Origin of the sequence: Microbacterium sp. NPDC012755 (assembly GCF_042901325.1) — a bacterium.
GTDB lineage: Bacteria > Actinomycetota > Actinomycetes > Actinomycetales > Microbacteriaceae > Microbacterium > Microbacterium natoriense.
In genome coordinates, this window is sequence record NZ_JBIBCT010000001.1 from 267280 (window position 1) to 279930 (window position 12651).

At 71.0% G+C, this 12651-nt stretch carries 13 protein-coding genes; 2 read left to right on the plus strand and 11 right to left on the minus strand.

The features are described from left to right. Nucleotides 1-8 precede the first annotated feature (8 nt). From ACFY5A_RS01415 to ACFY5A_RS01425, 3 genes are all read right to left on the minus strand, one after another. On the minus strand, nt 9-461 hold the full coding sequence (locus ACFY5A_RS01415; RefSeq protein WP_387231330.1) for a hypothetical protein: 453 nt from the start codon (nt 459-461) through the stop codon (nt 9-11). 73 nt (nt 462-534) lie between these two features. Then, nucleotides 535-1581 (minus strand): sensor histidine kinase, encoded by a 1047-nt coding sequence (locus ACFY5A_RS01420; protein ID WP_387231332.1) that lies wholly within the window; start codon nt 1579-1581, stop codon nt 535-537. After that, nucleotides 1578-2261, minus strand: a complete 684-nt coding sequence (locus ACFY5A_RS01425) for a response regulator transcription factor (RefSeq protein WP_387231334.1) — start codon at nt 2259-2261, stop codon at nt 1578-1580. Before ACFY5A_RS01425 ends, ACFY5A_RS01420 begins: the two co-directional genes overlap by 4 nt. A gap of 413 nt (nt 2262-2674) precedes the next feature. Here ACFY5A_RS01425 and ACFY5A_RS01430 point away from each other — a divergent pair, with 413 nt between their 5' ends. Beyond that, a complete protein-coding gene (locus tag ACFY5A_RS01430; protein ID WP_387231336.1) occupies nt 2675-3307 on the plus strand; it encodes a GntR family transcriptional regulator in 633 nt (210 codons plus the stop codon). Here the strand turns inward: ACFY5A_RS01430 and ACFY5A_RS01435 are convergent. From ACFY5A_RS01435 to ACFY5A_RS01455, 5 genes are all read right to left on the minus strand, one after another. Next, nucleotides 3298-4308, minus strand: coding sequence for an alpha/beta hydrolase (locus tag ACFY5A_RS01435; protein WP_223585973.1), 1011 nt, complete (start codon nt 4306-4308; stop codon nt 3298-3300). The genes ACFY5A_RS01430 and ACFY5A_RS01435 overlap by 10 nt on opposite strands. Nucleotides 4309-4331: 23 nt before the next feature. After that, nucleotides 4332-5705, minus strand: a complete 1374-nt coding sequence (locus ACFY5A_RS01440; RefSeq protein ID WP_105673758.1) for an FAD-dependent oxidoreductase — start codon at nt 5703-5705, stop codon at nt 4332-4334. A gap of 56 nt (nt 5706-5761) precedes the next feature. After that, the gene (locus tag ACFY5A_RS01445) at nt 5762-6823 is read right to left on the minus strand and encodes a polyprenyl synthetase family protein (RefSeq protein WP_105673760.1); all 1062 of its coding nucleotides are present in this window, start codon (nt 6821-6823) and stop codon (nt 5762-5764) included. A gap of 34 nt (nt 6824-6857) precedes the next feature. Beyond that, nucleotides 6858-7517, minus strand: coding sequence for a ubiquinone/menaquinone biosynthesis methyltransferase (locus ACFY5A_RS01450; protein ID WP_223587448.1), 660 nt, complete (start codon nt 7515-7517; stop codon nt 6858-6860). 69 nt (nt 7518-7586) lie between these two features. Next, a complete protein-coding gene (locus ACFY5A_RS01455; RefSeq protein ID WP_387231339.1) occupies nt 7587-8174 on the minus strand; it encodes a hypothetical protein in 588 nt (195 codons plus the stop codon). A 163-nt stretch (nt 8175-8337) separates the two neighbouring features. Here ACFY5A_RS01455 and ACFY5A_RS01460 point away from each other — a divergent pair, with 163 nt between their 5' ends. Further along, nucleotides 8338-9591, plus strand: coding sequence for an isochorismate synthase MenF (locus ACFY5A_RS01460; RefSeq protein WP_105673766.1), 1254 nt, complete (start codon nt 8338-8340; stop codon nt 9589-9591). Between the two features lie 124 nt (nt 9592-9715). Here the strand turns inward: ACFY5A_RS01460 and ACFY5A_RS01465 are convergent, their stop codons facing one another. From ACFY5A_RS01465 to ACFY5A_RS01475, 3 genes are read right to left on the minus strand one after another with little or no spacing between them, the layout of a single operon-like run. Next, nucleotides 9716-10558: a PPK2 family polyphosphate kinase gene (locus tag ACFY5A_RS01465; RefSeq protein WP_341941410.1), complete on the minus strand. Its 843-nt coding sequence runs from the start codon at nt 10556-10558 to the stop codon at nt 9716-9718. A 16-nt stretch (nt 10559-10574) separates the two neighbouring features. Then, nucleotides 10575-12239 (minus strand): 2-succinyl-5-enolpyruvyl-6-hydroxy-3-cyclohexene-1-carboxylic-acid synthase, encoded by a 1665-nt coding sequence (gene menD, locus ACFY5A_RS01470; protein ID WP_387231342.1) that lies wholly within the window; start codon nt 12237-12239, stop codon nt 10575-10577. Further along, on the minus strand, nt 12236-12580 hold the full coding sequence (locus ACFY5A_RS01475) for a PLD nuclease N-terminal domain-containing protein (RefSeq protein WP_341941408.1): 345 nt from the start codon (nt 12578-12580) through the stop codon (nt 12236-12238). The genes menD and ACFY5A_RS01475 overlap by 4 nt, the downstream gene beginning before the upstream one ends. Nucleotides 12581-12651: the final 71 nt, after the last annotated feature.

Consider the following 12651-nt stretch of genomic DNA (forward strand, 5'->3'; position numbering starts at 1 on the left):
GCCCGGCCTCAGGAGCCGGAGCCGTCTGTTCCGTCGGAGTCGTCGTCGGCGGAGCCGTCCGGCGTGCTGCCGTCAGCGCCGCCGCGGTCATGCATATCTCCTCCACGGGGCCCGCCCTGCTGATCGCCGGGGGCGCCGCGACGATCGCCGTCGGGCCCGCCCTGCATCGGACCGAATCCGCCGGAGGAATGGGAGTGGGCCGCACCAGCGACCGCCCAGCCGGCGCCGAAGCCGAGACCGAGCAGGAGGACGCCGGAGAGCACGGCGACGAGGACCAGCAGCCCGTTGCGTCTCGCGGGTACGACGGGGGCCGAGGAGCGTGGCGCGACGGGCTCAGCGGGCAGACTCTGCGGCTGCGCCGCCTGCTCAGCGCGCTCCGGCGGAAGGGACTGTTCGAGAGAGGCTGCGCCACCGTCGACGTCCGGCGTCGCGGGGGCCGTGTCATCTGTGTTGTTGGACATGTCGCCACTGTCTCGGACCGCTTCCAAGACAGAACCAAGAATCCGCCGGTCCGGCGGATTCACAGGCAGCTGATCAGGAACCCACAGGCCGCCCGCCGCGTCCGCCTCTGGCGCCGGCGACGGGGAACGAGAGCAGGAACGTCGTTCCCCCAGACGAGGTCTCCTCGACCGAGACCGAGCCGCCGAAGCGGTTCGCGATGTCGCGGACGAGCGCGAGCCCGAGACCGAAGCCGCGTCGTCCGTCGTCGACTCCGCCGGCCCCTCCGCGCGCGAACCGCTCGAACACCCGCTCGGGCTCGATGCCCGTGATGCCGACGCCGCGATCCCGCACGCGGATGTCCACACGTCGCCCTGAGCCGACCGCCGACACGGTCACCTCCGAACCGCGCGGGGCGAATCGCACCGCGTTGTCGAGGAGTGCGATGAACGCACGCTGCAGCGCGACATGCTCGACCGCGACGACGAGACCGTCCGGCACCCGCACATCGAAGACCACTCCTCGCTCCCCCGCACGGGGCGCGAGCACGGAGGCCGCCTCCCGTGCCGTGTCGGCGACGACGGCCTCGGCCCCCGCATCCGAGGGAGTCACGCCCGCCGACTCCGCCGTCAGCAGCAGATCGGTCAGGACGCCGTCCATGACGGCGGCGTCGCGGCGCAGGTCGGAGAGCACTCCGCTCAGATCGCCGCCCCGCTCGGCCCGGTGCTCGGCGAGCTGGATGCGGCTGGTGAGCGTCGTGAGCGGAGTGCGCAGCTCATGGCTGGCGTCTGCGACGAAGGAGCGCTGCACCTCGAGCGCCGCCGCGAGCGGCTCTGCGGCCCGGCGAGCGAGGAACCACGAGATGACCCCGAGTGCGACGACGCCCAGGATGCCGATCACCACCGTGATCGGCACCGCGTCATCGAGGTCGATCACCCGATCCGGCCGGCCCCCTCCTCCCGGCGGGCCTCCCTCCGGGCCGTGTTCCGGGCGCGAGGTCGCGAACAGTGCGGCGATCGTCACCACGCTGAGCAGCGTGACGACCACGGCGGATGCCGCCGCCACCCACACTCCGGCTCGGAGCGCCGCACGCTGCACCCTGCGGCGGTCGGCACGGATCGCGGCATCCGTCCGCTCGCTCATCGGGGAGTCCCCGTCCGGTAGCCGCGAGCGCGCACGGTGTCGATGATCTCGGGGGTCGACTTGCGGCGGACGTAGTGGACGTACGCGTCGACCGTCGCCGCCGCACCACCGGGGAACACGCTGTCGAGGATCTCCTCCCTGGAGAACACGTGCTCGGGGCTCGAGGTGAGCAGCTCGAGGAGCTCGGTCTCTGCCGAAGTCAGCGGGATCCTCTCGCCCGCGGGCGAGTACAGGGCCTGGGCGACCGGGGTGAAGAGCCAGTCGCCGATCTCCCTGCGGTCGCCGACGCCCCTGCCGCGGATCAGCGCACGCAGTCGCGCGCGCAGCTCGGCGAAGTCGAACGGCTTCACGAGGTAGTCGTCGGCTCCGGCATCGAGGCCGGAGACGCGATCGTCGACCGCTCCGAGCGCGGTAAGCATGAGCACAGGGGTCGCCAGCCGCGCGGTCCGGATGGCGCGGATCAGCTCGATGCCGCTCATACCGGGGAGCCGTCGATCGACGACGATCACGTCGTAACGACGGGCGAGAACCATCCGGAGCCCGGCCTCGCCGTCTGCCGCATGATCGACGACGAAGTCGTCGGAGAGCACCTCGACGGCGATCTCGGCGATGTCGGGCTCGTCTTCGACGTAGAGCAGCCGCGCCCGCCCCACGGGCTGACCGTCACGTGAGTTCGACACGCTCCCAGTATGCTCCGCTGCGCCTATGGAGGGATCCCAGCGATCGCATACTGATATACGGGTTTAGTTGCTCAAGACTGGAAGCTGTCGCATCCGGAAGCGACGAACGATGTTCGCGTGCACGACGCGCTGCCGATCTCGGATTCGCGTTCTCGGGATCGCGGATCCTGCCCTGTGGGGACCGGGCACCCGACAGCTCCGTGCATGCCCATCGCCTGTGGTCGGCGGGCGTCCCTAACGCCCGTCGACCACAGAAATGATTTTTACGAAATATCAGGGGAAAACCCGCGCGCAGACGTAATCCGAGCGCCTGCGCGTGGAGTGTTGGCATCCGGCCGCAGTTCGTGATGTAGTTGCCCTCCGGGCACATCATGGGGGCGTCCGGGATCTGGACATGCAACTGGGGGCAATCCATGAACGGAAAGCGTTCGAACAGCACCATCGGCGAGAGCAAGCAGCTGCTCGCTGAAGAGGTGTTCCAATACATCGCGACGCAGATCGTCAACGGCGATCTGGCACCGGGGCACCGCATCCGCGACGTGGAGGTCGCCGACGAGCTCCACGTGTCGCGCACACCCGTACGTGAAGCGCTACAGCGCCTCGAGCGCCTGGGCCTCGTGACGATGTACCCGAGCAGGTACACGGAGGTCACCGCGGTCACACCCGAGGTCGTGGCGCAGACCCTCGAGTTCGCCGGGTACCAGGCGGGCGTCGCGGCGCGCATGGGCGTCGCCCGCATGACCGACGCGGAGCGCGCGCACGTGGCCGGCCTCATCGAGAAGATGTACGAAGCGAAGGAGCCGCGCAGCATCTCCGAGTCGCGGTGGGCGGTGTTCTCCTACCTCAGCGATCGCAGCGCCAACGCTCAGCACCGCGCGCTGATCCAGGACACGGGCATGGCGCTGTTCCGCAATCTTCGTGACTGGCAGATCCCCCAGGAGGACGAGGAGCGGATGCAGCAGGTCTACCGCGACTTCCGCGACGCCGTGCTGAGCGCCGACGGCGACAGAGCCGAGCAGCTCACCCGCGCGATGCACTACGTCTGAGCCGCTGCCCACCCGCTGACCCAGCGGCCGAGACGCCGGTACGCGTCCTCGCGCGCTTCGTGACGCGAGAGGAAGACGTCGTGCAGGGCGCCGTCGATGCGCTCGACGGTGACCGACGGTCCGAGCTTCAGCGCCGCGCGGGCGATGTCGTCGACGACGAGCACCGTATCGGCCCGCGTGAGGTCGTCCGACCACCTGGTCGGAGTCGCGGACCGCGCCGAGAGCAGCACGCAGACCGGCTCCGCGATCGTCAGGCCGGCGGCCACGGTCGTGTGCCCCCGGAGGATCGCGTGGAACCACCCCGCGTGCACCGCCATGGTCTGCACGGGGCGCCAGTCGAGGTTCACTTCGACCGGGTCGTCGGGATCGGCGACCTCCTGCTGCGCGCGGGTGTAGAAGCCGAGGTCGACCTGGGGAGCCACCTCGCGGGGAGCCCACCGCGCCTGCAACTCCGCCACGGGGGCGATCAGAGGGCGCACGGAGGCCACCTGGAACTCCAGCCAGGGACTGTTCAGGATGACGGCATCCGCACTCCCCTGGTGACGTGAGGCCCACAGGCTCAGCGTCAGCCCGCCCGTCGAGTGCCCGAACAGCACCAGACGACGTGCGGATGCCGCCCCATCCGCCCCGCGACCCATCGCGTCGAGGGCGGCGGCGATGTCCTCGTCGTAGGTCGCGAGATCGGTGATGTATCCGGGCGTCTGTCCGGGTCGCAGACTGCGGCCGTACTTGCGCAGGTCGAGCGCGTAGAACCGCGCACCCCGCGCCGTCCAGAACCGCGCGAGGCGCTTCTGGAAGAAGTAGTCCGACCACCCGTGCACGTAGAGCACGTCCACGTCCTCCAGCGGACGGCGGCGTCCGAGCATCCGCTCCCACCACCCCGCCTCGATCGGCAGCGCTCTCACCAGGGTCGCGACGACCGGCCCCTCGTCGTCGTCGCCGAGTTCGAGCGTCAGCTGCGCGAACTCCTCTCCGAGGACGTCGGGAATCCAGTCAGCCATGCCGCCAGGCTAGCTGACGAGGTTCACTCGCCCCGGGAGACCCGCACCATCTCGTCGCGCGGCACGACCTTGACACGGGCGCGCTCCTGCGGGGCGCCCAGGGCGATCTCGTGCTCGTCGAGGCGGTGCCAGCCCTCGAGGTCCGTCCACTTCACGCCGCGCTCGGAGAGCAGCGCCGTGATCGCTTCCTCGGACGGGTCCTCCGGCTGCCACCATGAGCCCTGGTCGTTGATGATGTGGCGCACGGTCTCCATGGCGTCGGACTTCGTGTGGCCGATGAGGCCGACGGGTCCGCGCTTGATCCAGCCGGTGGCGTAGATGCCCGGCACGCGCTGGTTGGAGTCCTTCGCGAGCACCTGGCCCTCGCGGTTCGGGATCACGCCGTGCTTCTTGTCGAACGGCACGCCGGGCAGCGGCGAGCCGAAGTAGCCGATCGCACGGTACAGCGCCTGCATCGGGACCTCGCGGAGCTCTCCGGTGCCGACCGCGCCGCCCTGACCGTCGGGCTCGGTGCGCTCGTAGACGAGAGCGGCGACGCGGCCGTTCTCGTCGGTGCGGACCTCGACGGGGCGGGCCCAGAAGTGCAGGTGCAGGCGGCGGGATGCCGTGCCGCCGGCGTTGTTGACCGAGTCGCGCTTGCGCCACGACTGCAGCACGCGGTCGATGACCATGACCTGCTTGTTGCTGGCGATCGCGTCCTTCGACGCCTCGTCGTAGTCGAAGTCCTCGTCGTAGACGACCATGTCGACGTCGCGCAGCTCGCCGAGCTCGCGGAGCTCCAGCGGCGTGAACTTCACCTGAGCGGGACCGCGGCGACCGAACACGTGCACGTCGGTGATCTCACTGGCCTTGAGGCCCTCGTAGACGTTCTCCGGGACCTCGGTGACGAGCAGGTCCTCCGCGTGCTTGGCGAGCATGCGGGCGACGTCGAGCGCGACGTTGCCGTTGCCGAGGACGCCGACGGATGCCGCGTCCAGCGGCCACTCGCGCGGCACGTCGGGGTGTCCGTCGAACCAGCTCACGTAGTCCGCGGCGCCGTACGACGCCACCGCGTCGCTGCCGGGGATGTCGAGCGAGGTGTCGCGGATCGCACCCGTGGCGAAGATCACGGCGTTGTAGTGCTTCTTGAGATCCTCGAGGGTGATGTCCTCGCCGAATCGGACATTGCCGAACAGCCGGATGTCGCCGCGGTCGAGCACATCGCGCAGCGCCGTGATGATGCCCTTGATGCGGGGATGATCCGGGGCGACGCCGTAGCGGACCAGGCCGTACGGCGCGGGGAGCTGCTCGAACAGGTCGATCGAGACGTCGAACTTGCGCTCCGCCTTCAGCAGGATGTCGGCGGCGTAGATGCCCGCGGGGCCGGCACCGACGATGGCGAGTCTGAGCTTGGTCATGGGGGTCCTTTCGTCACGCCCGGCGATCCGGGTGCGGCCGCGCGGAGCGGCGAGGGTCAGCTGGAGCGTTCGGCCAGCGACTCGGCGAAGCGCGTGAGCGCGTCGCGGACCGTGCCCTTCGGCAGCGGCGCGAGCGCGTCGATGGCGTCCTGCGTCCAGGAGAGTGCGAGCTCGAGGGTCTTCTGCGTCGACGCGTGATCGCGCAGCTCGGCCAGAGGTCCGTCGAGGATCGAGGGGTCTGCGCCGTCGGCGATGAGGGCGACCCCCTCGTCGATCCGGGCGGCGAGGTCGGCGGATGCCGCGTCGGGCTCGGCCTTCAGCAGCAGGTACGGCATGGTGGGGACGCCCGCGCGGAGGTCGGTCCCCGGCACCTTGCCGGTGTCTTCGGGCTTGGCCGAGAGATCGATTACATCGTCGAGGAGCTGGAACGCCACGCCGATCTTCTCGCCGTACACGCGCATCGGCTCCTCGTACTCCGCGGAGGCGTTCGAGAAGATGACGCCGGCCTGCGTCGCGGCGGCGATGAGGGATCCGGTCTTGTCGGCGAGCACCTGGATGTAGAACTCGATGGGGTCGTCGCCGGGCTGGGCACCGATCGTCTCGTGCATCTGGCCGAGCACGAGCCTCTCGAAGGTGTCGGCCTGCAGACGGATCGCGCGGTCGCCGTGGCGGGCCATGAGCTGGCTGGCGCGCGAGAACAGGATGTCGCCGGTGAGGATGGCGATGTTGTTGCCCCACACGGTCTGCGCCGCGGGCACTCCACGGCGCCGGTCGGCGCCGTCCATGACGTCGTCGTGATACAGCGAGCCGAGGTGGGTGATCTCCAGCGCCTTGGCGATGTCGATCACGGCCTCCGTGCTGCCGTCGCCGAGCTGGGCGGCGAGGAGGGTGAGCACGGGGCGGATGCGCTTGCCCCCGGCCTCGTACAGGTAGCGGCTGGTCGCGTCGGCGAGCGGGTCGGCGACGCGCACGTCCTCGGCCAGTCCGGTCTCGACGAGCTCGAGTCCGTCTTCGATGGCGCGCGCGACACGGCGAGCGGCGGGTCCGATGAAGACGCGGTCGCTGAAGCCGAGACGGCTCGCCAGTCGCGAACCCGGGGCGATGGGGCTCGAAGTCACGAACCCAGCCTACCTGCGCGGCGCGACCCCTCGATCATTCGGGCTTGCGGGCACGGTGCAGGGCCACGATGCCGAAGGACAGATTGCGGTACGCGACATCCGTCCAGCCCGCCTCGCGGATCCAGGCGGAGAGCCTGCGCTGGTCTGGCCACTCGCGGATGGACTCGTTCAGGTAGTCGTAGGCGTCGCCGTTGGTGCCGGCGACGCGCGCCACCCGCGGGAGCACCTGCGCGTTGTAGAAGCGGTACGCACCCCGGAACAGCTTCCGTGGCGGGGTGGAGAACTCGTTGATCACGAGCCTCCCGCCGGGTTTCGTCACGCGGAACAGTTCGCGCAGCGCCTTCTTCGGGTCGTTCACGTTGCGCAGCGAGTACGACATCGTGACGGCGTCGAACTCGGCATCCGCGAAGGGCAGGTCGGTGGCGTCCGCCTCGACGAACGACAGGTTGCGCATGCCGCCGTGCCGACGCTTGCCCTCGGCCAGCATGCCGGGAGAGAAGTCGGCGGCGACGACCTCGGCGCCGCTCCGAGCGAGAGAGGCCGACGACGAGGCGGTGCCCGCGCCGAGGTCGAGGATGCGCTCCCCCGGCTTCGGGGCGACGGCGCGTGTCGTCGCGGCGCGCCACAGCGCGTCGTTGCCGACCGTCATGGCCGTGTTCGTGCGGTCGTATCCCGCCGCGACCTGGTCGAACATGCCGCTGACGCGGGCGGGGTCCTTGCCGAGATCTGCGCGGTTGGGCTCGTTCGGGGTCACGGGTTCAGTCTAGGCGCGCCCGGCTGAGCGCCCGCCCTGCCCACCAGGCCCGAGGTCGAGCGCGGCGAGGCGGTCGAGCCAGGCATCCGCCGTGGCGTCGTCGAAGGGCGGATGCTGCGCCCGCACCCCCTCCTCGAGATCGAGCGCGAGCGCCTCGAGGTGGGCCATGACCGCGGGCGGATAGCCGTACTCGGCGCTGTGCTCGGCCCACTCGTCACGATCGTCGACCCAGGTGCCGCGCTCCCCCGTCACCCGCACGACATCGAGGTCCATGTCGATCCCGGTCACGAGAAGCGGGTCGTCGGACCAGTGCACGTCCCAGCCCAGATCGATGTAGATCCGCATGCCCTTGGGGTGGTCGCGGTTCACCGTGAGCGCGAAGTCCTCTCGACCGGCGGGGACGAGAGTGACATTGAGCCCGTCCGCCGCGAACTCGCGACCCGGACGAGCACTCCGCCAGCCGACCGGCTGTCCGATCCAGTCGCCCCATCGGTCGGAGCCGAGGTACACGCACTCGTGCCGCCAGTGCGGGGAGCCGTCCCACTTGCGCCACTGCATGATCATCTCGGTGCCGGGTGCGGGGCGTGCATCGCTCATGCCCTCAGCGTATGCGCCCCCACCCCCACGCCCGCCGCTGCGCCCCCCGCCGTGCTCTCGTGCCCGTGGAGTTGGGCGAAGACACCTGGAGGACGAAGCGGACAGACGCGGAGACGTGGCGCGGGCGGGGAGACCGCCCGGACCGACGAACTAGGCTGGAGGGGTGAGCACGAGGCTGGTCGTGGAGACCCGCGAGATCGACCCGGTCGAAGACCCTTTGGCGTACGCCGACCCCGCGGACCCGCTCGCGTGGCTGCGCCGCGGCGACGGGATCGTCGCCGTCGGATCCGGTGTCGTGGAGAGCATCCGCATCCCGGCCGGCCGTGGCCCGCTCCGGTCGGCGATCGCCGCTCGACTCTGGCGCGATCTGGTGCAGGATGCCGAGATCGACGATCCCCTCGGCCTCCCCGGTACCGGACTGGTCGCCTTCGGCGCCCTCTCCTTCGATGAGGACTCCGCCGTCGACAGCATCCTCGTCGTGCCCTCCGCCGTCATCGGCCGTCACCGCGGCCGCACCTGGCTGACCCGCATCCGCAGCTCGTCCGACCCGGCGACGTCCGCGGACCCCGAGCCCCGGGAGTACGGGCCGCACTGGGCGGGAACGGTCGGACCGGGCGCGCAGAGCCCCCAGGGATACCAGGACTCCGTGCGGCAGGCGCTCGGCCGCATCGCCGACGGCGAGCTGAGCAAGGTCGTGCTGGCGCGCGACCTCACCGGCAGCATCCCCGCCGGATCCGACCTGCGCCGCCTCGTGCGTGCACTGTCGAGTGGATACCCCGACACCTGGGCGTTCGCCGTCGACGGGCTGATCGGTGCGAGCCCGGAAACCCTCGTGACCGTGCGGAGCCGCACGGTGACCGCACGGGTTCTGGCAGGCACCATCGGGCGCGGCGCCGATGCGGATGCCGACACCGCTGCCGCCGCATCGCTGGCGTCCAGCACCAAGGACCTCGACGAGCACGAGTACGCCGTGCAGAGCGTGCTCGCGTCTCTCCGACCACACACCAGGGCGCTGGCGGCGAGCGAACAGCCGTTCCTGCTGAAGCTCCCCAATCTGTTCCACCTCGCGACCGACGTCGAGGGGGAGTTGGCAGACGGCGAGTCCGCGCTCGACCTCATCGGCGCGCTGCATCCGACCGCCGCCGTCGCCGGAACGCCGACCCCCGACGCCATCGCCGCGATCCGCGAGCTCGAACCCTTCGACCGCGGCCGCTACGCCGGACCGGTCGGCTGGGTGGATGCCGCAGGCAACGGCGAGTGGGCGATCGCGCTGCGCTGCGCCCAGTTCGAGACCGGCCCCGACGACATCGCCGTCACGGCGTACGCGGGTGCGGGCATCGTCGCCGGTTCCGACCCGGAGTCCGAGCTGCTGGAGACCAGGGTGAAGTTCCGCCCTCTGGTCGACGCCCTCGCCTGAGCGCGTTCACAACTCCTCACAGAACGCGGGGAAACCGCCCGACCGGACCGGATCCGGCCCTCTGAGGAGGATTCTTGAGGAGTTGTGCACCGCGTGCGCGCCGGCCGCTCCAGGCGGGCCGGGATCAGCTCGCGGCGAGCCGCTTCTTCTCCGCCTCGACGTCGAACTCGGCGGCCGGCCACTGCGGATCGATGTCCTCCAGCGCCGCGAGCAGCAGCTCCTGCACCGCCAACCGGGCGTACCACTTGGCGTTCGCCGGAACCACGTGCCACGGGGCGACCTCGGTCGACGTGCGCTCGAACACGGTCTGATACGCGGCCATGTAGTCGTCCCACCGAAGCCGCTCGTCGACGTCGCCCGGGTTGTACTTCCAGTGCTTGTCCGGGCGCTCCAGCCGCTCCATGAGCCGCGCCTTCTGCTCGTCGCGCGAGATGTGCAGCATGACCTTGACGATGCGGATGCCGGAGGCCGCGGCCTCCGCCTCGAAGTCGTTGATCGCCCCGTACCTGCGCTCGATCTCGTCCGGCTCCGCCAGCGCGCGCACGCGTCCGATCAGCACGTCCTCGTAGTGCGAGCGGTCGAACACCCCGATGAAGCCGGGTTCGGGCAGGCGCTTCTCGATACGCCACAGGAAGTCGTGCTCCCGCTCCTCCGCGGTCGGCGCCTTGAACGCGGCCAGCGAGACGCCCTGCGGGTCGACCCCGCCGACGACGTGCCGCACGATGCCGCCCTTGCCCGCGGAGTCCATCGCCTGCAGCACCAGCAGCACGGCATCCTTCGCGACCCCCGCACGGCTCTCCGCGAACAGCCGTTCCTGCAGGTGGTTGAGGTCGTCGAGTCCGGATACCAGGGCGTGCGCCCCCTCGGTCTTGCCACCGGAGAATCCGGGCTTGCCGTCGGGGTCGACGTCAGAGAGGCGGAACCCCTCGCCGACCTGCAGCTCGCGTGTCCAGGCGTGTGCGTTCATGCACACATCATGCCAGTCAGCGCGGCAGCGGCACCTCGATGAGCTGACGCCCTCCCGACGGGGCGGTGAGCACCTGGTCGAGCGCGGAGCGCGTCGTGACGCGGTGGTGTTCCCAGCCGTACGCGAGGGCGAGCTGCTCGAGCTGCACGGCGTGCGGCGTGTAGAAGGCGCGGTCGAGGTCGGCGGCGGGTGCGGATGCCGCGACCTCCAGTCCGTCGAAGATCGTGCCGCCGCCGTCGTTGCCGACGATGACCTGCAGCCGGGGCGCGGTCTCGTCCGGTGGCAGCAGCAGCGCCCCCACGTCGTGCAGGAAGGCCAGGTCGCCGAGCAGCACGCGGGTCACACCGTGCGCGCCCTCGGCCTGGCTGGCCACGGCGATGCCCGTGGCGGTGGCGATCGTTCCGTCGATGCCCGCGAGCCCGCGGTTGGCGTGCACGGGCACCTTCTTGCCGCCCAGCACGGCGTCGGCGACGCGCACGAGCCGTGACGACCCGAACACGAGCCGGTCGTGCGGCCAGGTCGCGCGCCACACGGCGTCGGCGAGCAGCTCGCGATCGAGCGGGCGACGCACGGCGGCGAGCTCGGCCCGCACCGCGTCCCTCCGCGCCGCGACGTCGGTCGAGGCGAGTCCGTCGGCATCGGGGGCCCGCTCGCTGAGGTCGATTGCGAGGGAGGCGGATGCCGTGAGCCACGCGCCGAGCCAGTCGCGATCCGGCTCCCCCGGGGCGACGACGACGGATGCCGCGGGGCGCGTGCGTCCGTTGAGGTCCAGATCCTCTCCCCCGTGCCGCACGGCGACGACGTCGACGTCGGTGCGGGAGAGCAGGCGCGACACCTCTCGGCTGAGCGTGGGGTGGCCGAGCACCACGGCGCGCTCGATGCGCCCGCCGAGCTCCGGCTCGCCGAGAAGCGCTCGGTAGCCGTGCACGAGCCGCCTGCCGAAGCGGGCGCCGCTGACGATCTCGGCGATGAGCGGCCAGGAGCCCTCGTGGGCGATCTCCTCGGCGCGCGGCCCGGCGTCGGCGCCGGCGATGACGACCGTCCGCGGACCGCGTTCGAGGACGATCGGCGTGCCCTCGCCGTGGCGCGGGGCCTCACCGGGGTCGACGTCGATGACCGGGGACCCGCTCGACAGCGGCTCGCGGATGGGGAGGTTCAGGTGCACGGGGCCGGCGACGCCGGGGAGTCCGTGCGCGGCATCCCCGCCCAGGGCGGTCGCGACGGCCGCGGAGGCGAGCCTGGTCCAGTCACCGTCTCCCGGCACCGGCGCATCGAGCTGCGCACGCACGAACGGCCCGAAGATCCCCGGCTGGATCGTCGCCTGGTTGGCACCGACTCCGCGGAGCTCCGGGGGCCGGTCGGCCGTGAGCAGGAGCATCGGCACGCCGGAGTGGAAGGCCTCCATGACCGCAGGCAGCAGATTCGCGACGGCCGTGCCTGAGGTGCAGACGACAGCGGTGGGCACGCGGGTCTCCCGCGACAGCCCGAGGGCCGTGAACCCGGCGACGCGCTCGTCGATGCGCACATGAACGCGGAGCACCCCGCGTCCGGCGGCGGCCACCGCGGCGAGCGCGAGCGCCTGAGAGCGGGAGCCCGGTGAGAGCACGAGATCGCGCACGCCGTGCGCGATGAGGTCTGAGATCAGGGACGCCGCGGCATCCGTCGCAGGAGACGACGTCACGGACGCGCGTCCGTCGCAGTCCCGTCGCCCTCGTCCTCGAGGCGTGCGAGCTCCGCCTCGAGCTCGGCGATGCGGGCGTCCTGCTCCTTCTTGTCGATGCTGCGCAGGAAGGCGGGGTCGTCGTCGGGAGCGAACACCCTCGCGGAGCGATCATCACCACGGCGCCGGCCGAGCGCGAACCACAGCACGCCTCCGACGACGGGGATGAGGACGACGATGGCGATCCACCCCGACTTGGGCACACCGCGGTGCCGCGTCGCCGGCTGCACTGCGCAGTCGACGATGCTGAACACCCAGAAGACGGCGGCCAGGAAGCCGCCGACGATCAACAATCTCGCCACGTCTTCAGTGTAGGCGCGTCGGCTGAGCACCGGCCCCTGTCCGCAGAGGCGGCGTTGCTAGACTGCCCGGC

Coding starts and splice junctions, on each gene's coding strand:
- ACFY5A_RS01430 (WP_387231336.1), top strand. CDS start 2,675: ATGAACGGAAAGCGTTCGAACAGCACCATCGGCGAGAGCAAGCAGCTG.
- ACFY5A_RS01465 (WP_341941410.1), bottom strand. CDS start 10,558: ATGAACGCACACGCCTGGACACGCGAGCTGCAGGTCGGCGAGGGGTTC.
- ACFY5A_RS01440 (WP_105673758.1), bottom strand. CDS start 5,705: ATGACCAAGCTCAGACTCGCCATCGTCGGTGCCGGCCCCGCGGGCATC.
- ACFY5A_RS01450 (WP_223587448.1), bottom strand. CDS start 7,517: ATGTTCGACCAGGTCGCGGCGGGATACGACCGCACGAACACGGCCATG.
- ACFY5A_RS01415 (WP_387231330.1), bottom strand. CDS start 461: ATGTCCAACAACACAGATGACACGGCCCCCGCGACGCCGGACGTCGAC.
- ACFY5A_RS01420 (WP_387231332.1), bottom strand. CDS start 1,581: ATGAGCGAGCGGACGGATGCCGCGATCCGTGCCGACCGCCGCAGGGTG.
- ACFY5A_RS01455 (WP_387231339.1), bottom strand. CDS start 8,174: ATGAGCGATGCACGCCCCGCACCCGGCACCGAGATGATCATGCAGTGG.
- ACFY5A_RS01435 (WP_223585973.1), bottom strand. CDS start 4,308: ATGGCTGACTGGATTCCCGACGTCCTCGGAGAGGAGTTCGCGCAGCTG.